This is a genomic window from Methyloceanibacter marginalis (genome assembly GCF_001723295.1).
In the GTDB taxonomy this organism is placed as follows: Bacteria; Pseudomonadota; Alphaproteobacteria; order Rhizobiales; family Methyloligellaceae; genus Methyloceanibacter; species Methyloceanibacter marginalis.
Window position 1 is genome coordinate 1 of the sequence record NZ_LPWD01000201.1, and the last position, 5,506, is coordinate 5,506.

5 protein-coding genes are annotated in these 5,506 nt (G+C 65.5%); 3 read left to right on the plus strand and 2 right to left on the minus strand.

The genetic code is table 11. The features are described from left to right. The 3 genes from AUC71_RS19360 to AUC71_RS08325 form a co-directional block, all read left to right on the plus strand. On the plus strand, positions 1–787 hold a 787-nt coding region (locus AUC71_RS19360; RefSeq protein ID WP_158007760.1), incomplete at its 5' end, for an AsmA family protein. Next, complete coding sequence (locus AUC71_RS21045) at positions 775–1,692, plus strand: AsmA family protein (RefSeq protein WP_069623892.1); 918 nt, start codon at positions 775–777, stop codon at positions 1,690–1,692. The genes AUC71_RS19360 and AUC71_RS21045, both read left to right, overlap by 13 nt. Then, positions 1,581–2,474, plus strand: a complete 894-nt coding sequence (locus tag AUC71_RS08325; RefSeq protein WP_244500861.1) for an AsmA family protein — start codon at positions 1,581–1,583, stop codon at positions 2,472–2,474. Before AUC71_RS21045 ends, AUC71_RS08325 begins: the two co-directional genes overlap by 112 nt. A gap of 136 nt (positions 2,475–2,610) precedes the next feature. Here AUC71_RS08325 and AUC71_RS08330 read toward each other — a convergent pair whose 3' ends face one another. Together AUC71_RS08330 and AUC71_RS08335 are read right to left on the minus strand one after the other, a co-directional pair. Beyond that, complete coding sequence (locus AUC71_RS08330; protein ID WP_141701552.1) at positions 2,611–4,191, minus strand: S1 family peptidase; 1,581 nt, start codon at positions 4,189–4,191, stop codon at positions 2,611–2,613. Positions 4,192–4,298: 107 nt separating this feature from the next. Further along, positions 4,299–5,213, minus strand: coding sequence for an SAM-dependent methyltransferase (locus AUC71_RS08335; protein WP_244500860.1), 915 nt, complete (start codon positions 5,211–5,213; stop codon positions 4,299–4,301). Positions 5,214–5,506: the final 293 nt, after the last annotated feature.

Below are 5,506 nucleotides of genomic sequence, written 5' to 3' on the forward strand. Positions count from 1 at the left end.
GCTGCCGGAGGGTGAGGCGCCTGGCGCCGGGCGCCGGTCCGGAAGAGGCGTCCCCGCGAGGCGGCTTCGTGATCTCAGTCTCGACAAGCTCATCGTCCGCAACGGGACGGTCATCCTGCCGCCGTCCGAAGATGGCACGCCGGGGGAGCGGATCACCGCGCTCGACGCCGAGGCGTCGCTGCCGAAGGCCAACGGCGTGCTCACCTTCGATGCGTCCGCCACCTATGACGGCGACCGCGTCGCTGCCACGGGGACCATTGGCAGCTTCGCCCATTTCGTGGAAGGCGGACCGGTCCCGGCCCGGTTTGTGCTCAGCGCGCCGGGCGTGCTCCCGCACCAGGTCACGGTCTCCGCGGCGGCCTCCAGCAAGGCAGGAGTCGTCAAGCTCGCCCAGCTGAAGGCGCAGTACGGGCCGCACGCGCTGACCGGCAACGCCACCTATGCCGACGACACGCTCGCCATCACGCAAGGGACGTTCGACCAGACGCCGTTCTCGGGGACGGCGAAGCTTGTGGACGACAAGCTCTCTTTAGATGTCGAAGCCGCACCCGAGGGAAAGCCGCTTCGCGTCGCGGGCTCGCTTGGGAGCCTCGATCGGTTCCTTGCCGGCGGCGAGACACCGCTTCAGTTGGGCATCACGCGCCGGATCATCTCCCGGCCCCGGCCACTCTCTCGGCCAGCGCCACATATAAAGACGGCACTTTCGCCCTCACGCGATTCAACGCCGTCTCCGGCGAGGATACCGCGTCGGGCGCGGCCTCCTACGCAGACGATGTGGTTTCGCTGAGCGACGTCACCGCGAATGTCGGCGGCCGTGCGGTGACCGGGGGCGCGACCTACCAGGACGATACCGTCAATCTCGATGTCACCGTCGACCTCGACGGAAAGCCCGCCAAGGTCACGGGCTCGATTGCCGGGATCGAAAAGCTTCTCGAGGGAGAGCCCGCGCCGGTGAAGCTTGCCGTCGATGCACCGTCCCTTCTTCCCGCCCAGGCAACGGTCAATGGGGGCGTCTTCTATAAGAACGACACGCTTGTTCTGAGCGACATTTCCGCTGTTTCCGCGCCCTACACGCTCACGGCGAACGGAACCTACAAGGACGACATCCTGGTCCTCGATCCGGTCAGCGCCAATCTCGAAGGTCAAAGAGTCTCGGGCACCGCCACCGCGAATTTCGCCGGCGACATGCCGGCCATCAAGGCGGCGCTGACAGGGACATCGACCGGGCAGGGCGCCGCCGCAAACGCCGAGCCGGCTGCCGAGGCGGCTGCGGCGCAAGAAAATGAAGGCGAGCAGGCCGCCGCGCCGGCGCCGCCTCCTGCCGCCAATCCCATGGCTCCGCCGCCCGGCGGTGAGACGGAAATCGCCGTGGCGCCGCCGGCCAAGAGCGAGGCCGAACCAGCCGCGCCCGTAGCGCCCACACCCGTACCCGCGGCCGCCCCAACCGAGCGCGGTCTCGGCTGGAGAACAGAGAAACTCGGCGTGCTGGCGCTGAAAGGCGTCGATGCCGATGTCGATCTGACTCTCGAAACTTCGTTTATGAAAGAATCAGGATTGCTTCCGGGACGGTCAAGGTCACGCTGTCCGGCGGCAAGCTCAGCCTCAATGCGCCGAACCTCAAGGCCTATGGCGGCGGCGGATCGCTGGCGCTTTCGATCGACGCGAGCGCCACGTCCCCGGTCCATCGTGTGACCCTCGCGCTCGCCGGGCTCGACGCCTATCCTTTCCTGCGCGATGTCGCGGAGTTCCAAACCATCGAAGGCAAGGCGGCGCTGAACGCCGATCTTACCGCCGGCGGCAACAGCGAGCAGGCCTTGGTCTCGAGCCTCAACGGCACGGCGAAGTTCGAGTTCACCGACGGCGCGTTGCGCGGGCTCAACGTCGCCAACATGCTGCGCACCCTGACCACGGGCATTCTCACCGGCTGGCAGTTCAATGAGGAGGCCAAGACCGTCTTCAAGAAGTTCGGCGCCGGCTTCCAGATCGCAGGCGGCCAGGCCCAGACCGAAGATCTGCGCTTACTGGGGCCTCTCGTTTCCATCGGCGGCAAAGGCACCGTGGATATTCCCGCGCAGCGCCTCAAATTCCGCGTCAATCCCTTCATGCTGGCGAGCGTCGAGAGTCAGAGCGGGAAGAACAGCATGCTCGGCTTCCCCGTGCCCATCGCCGTCACGGGGCCGTGGGATAATCCCGCCATCTATCCCGATATTGTCGGCGTCCTGGAGAATCCGATCGCCGCCTATCAGCAGCTCGACAAGCTCGGCGGCGGCTTGATCTCCATGCCCACGAATTTGCTTGGGCTGGATACGGGTGAGGGCGGGCTCGTGGAGAAAAGCGTCGCCGTCCCAACCGCCATTACCAAGGGCGTGGTCGGCGGCATCGGCCAGATGCTCGGCGTGAAGAAGAAGGAAGCACCGCCTACCGCGCCGGAGGCCGCTCCCGCTGGCGAGGGCCCCCGCCAGCGCCGGCCCTGAACGCTCAGTCCGCCGCCCAAGCGCCTGAGCCGGAGCCTGCTCCGGCGGCCCAGCCAGTGGCGCCCGATCGGCCGGCTGAACCCAAGCAGGAGTCCGCGCCGGGCTTCGGTGGCGCCTTCGGCAACTAGCCAGATCGTCAGTAACCTCGCAGCTCGGAGATTTGTCTCAAGCTCAAGCCGCGAATGTCCTCTTCTGTCAGCATCCAGACGCCCTCGCGCTTGGCCTTCTCCTTGGCCGCTAAGAAGATGGCCTCGGAATCGGCGCCGTAGGCGACAGAGTCGGCCACAGCGAGCGTCAGCCCCGGCTTTCTGGGCGGAAGAGGCGGCGGCAGCGCGGGCTTCAGCGGCGGGAGCGGCGGCCGCCAATCGGCGAGCAACCCGCCCGACGCGCAGAATTGCGGGTTCTTGATCTCGGGCGCCCGCTCGCTCACGCCTGCAAAAAGGGTCGATTTGCCGCTTGCCCGCACCACTTCGTCCCAGCATCCGTACCCGTTGCAACGGTTATAGGTGAAGCAGATCGGACACTTCGTGTCGTTCTTCAGCTTGAATTGCTTGCTTTCCTTTTTCCGCGACGATGAGGCCGACGTGGCGGCCAGCGTCTCGATGCCCTTCGCCAGCTCTTTCAATTCTTTCGCGAGCTGTGTGCACTCGGCGTTCGGTTCGCGGCTGCACGCGTCTTCATGAAGGAAAGGCGCAAGCGCCGGCGACCGAGGCAATGGAACGGATTCCGAAACGACATCGATCTTGGGCGCGCCGCCGTCGAGACATTGCGCCTGTTCCACCGGAAAGGACCTATGACCCTTGCCTTTGACCAGTTCCCTGAACTCGTCCTGAAGGCCGACGATGATCGTGTAGTTGCGGTCCTCGCTATAGGGCGCGCCGGTCTTCGCGCGCGGTCCGACGGCCACCAAGATTCCCCTTAGGACGAGGCGGCCGTCGCTGTCGGACACTGGGCGCCCATCCTCGAGCGCGAAAACTGCGCCGCCGGACCCGCCCTCGTCGAGGTCGATTTCGCCGTAATAGAACGGCGGCCCGCCCCAAAATCCGGTGGAGACGCTTCTGATCGTTCCCTTGGCGAGCACGGGCTCTCGGAGCGAGATTTTGTTCAGGCTGTTGCGCTGGTACGCGGTCGCCGAAAAGATCTCTTCCCCCTCGGCCAGGAACCTGTCGTTGTTGATCGCGAACGAACCGCAGTCCTTCAATTCGCGCTTGAGGCGGACAACGATGAAATCCTCGTTGTTCAGAAAATATCCCTTCCTCTGGTCCTTCTCGATCACGATCGGAACGGCGACATTTCTATGCAGGAAGCTGCGGAAGCTGCAGCTTCCCGAGGACACCGCCCCGCCTTTGCCTTTGGAGAACACGTGCTTCGCCGTCACCAGAAGATCGGGCCGAAGCACGCTCGACGCGGAGCCGAAGACCGTTTCTCCGCGCTTGTGGCACACGATCCGCCCCGTGCAGGCCATCAGTTGTTTCGTCTCGTCGGGTGAGAGCCTGAGGCCGAGCTTCGCCTCGCTCTGGCTCAGGTTCCAGCGCCCGTCGAGGAGCTTCGTGCTCCCGTCCTTGGCGTAGATCAGGACCCGGTGGAGCAGCGAGAGTCGCGGGGAAATAGAGTCGGCCTGGGCGCGCCCCGTCATGAGCGGCGAAGCCTCCGCCGCGCTTGAAACGAGCGCCATGATCGTTGCTATCACTGCGCTGACGCCGAGGCCCTGTCTCAAGGCTCCCCCTCGGGTGTTCGACCTAGGACAATCTCCTCGCCCAAGCTACGCGCTTACGTCCTCGTGTGGATGACAGCTTGATGACAGCCGCGATTTTCTGGCGTTCCTCAGGCGTAGAGATCCTCCCGCGTCGGCGGCAGTCCCGAGGCCCCGCGTGCGCGCTTCGTCGCCACCGTCTGGAAGATGCCGACCGTGCCGCGCTCGAAGGCCAGCGCGCAGCCGGCGAGATAGATCAGCCAGATCTTGGTTTTCGCCTCTCCGGCCTCGCGATAGGCGGCCTCTCGGTTGGCATAGAGCCGCTCCGTCCAAAGCCGGCAGGTGCGCCCGTAATGCTCGCGCCAGCCTTCGGTGTCGTGAATTTCGAAGCCGTTGCGCTCCATCGCGTCGGTGCTGCCGCCGATATGGTCGAGCTCGCCGCCGGGGAAGATGTATTTCACCAGAGCGCGGAACTCCGGGCTGCCCTTGCGGAACTTCTTCTCGGTGGCCTTCATCGGCCGCGCGATGGCGTGATGCAAATAGATGCCGCGCGGCTTCAGAAGGGACCGGATGTGGCGAAAATAGCCGTCGCGGTTGTCGAGCCCGACATGCTCGAACATGCCGATCGACGCGATCTTGTCGAATTCGATGCCGGACAGGTCGCGGAAGTCCCGCAGTTCGATCGCGACGCTGTCCTCCAGACCGAGCCGCCTGACCTTTTTGGTGGCAAAGTCGAATTGCGCCTCCGACAGCGTGACGCCATGCGCCCGCACGCCGTAATGCTGTGCCGCATGGCAGACCAGCCCGCCCCAGCCGCAGCCGATGTCGAGCAGTGTCTCGCCCGGGCGGAGCCGCAGCTTGCGGCAAGACATGTCGAGCTTCGCAATCTGGGCCGTGGCGAGGTCCGCTTCCCAATCCCGGAAATAGGCGCAGGAATAGACCATCTCCGGATCGAGGAAGAGCGCGTAGAAGGCGTTCGAGACGTCATAATGAAACTGCACTTGCGCCTTGTCGTCGCGGCCCTTGCCATGTTTCGCGGCCTGCACGCCGGTATAGGCGTGCCCTCCCGCCGCCGCCGCCGGCCCGGGCCCGAAGACAGAAAGGCGAGGAGCGCGCGGATCGCAAGCGTCTTGTCCAACCGCTTCGCCAATCCTCGCGTGGCCCCCGATCGGCCCGCGCCGCCAGGTCAAGCAACGTCCCGCCTTCGAGATCGACCGCGCCCTCGGCGATCAGCTCCACTACCGTGGGCAGGCGCGGCCGGCGCACCAGGCGCGTCAGCGCCCTCGGCGTCGCGATGGAGAGCGTCAGCCCGTGATCCGACTTGCCGGGATCAGATTTG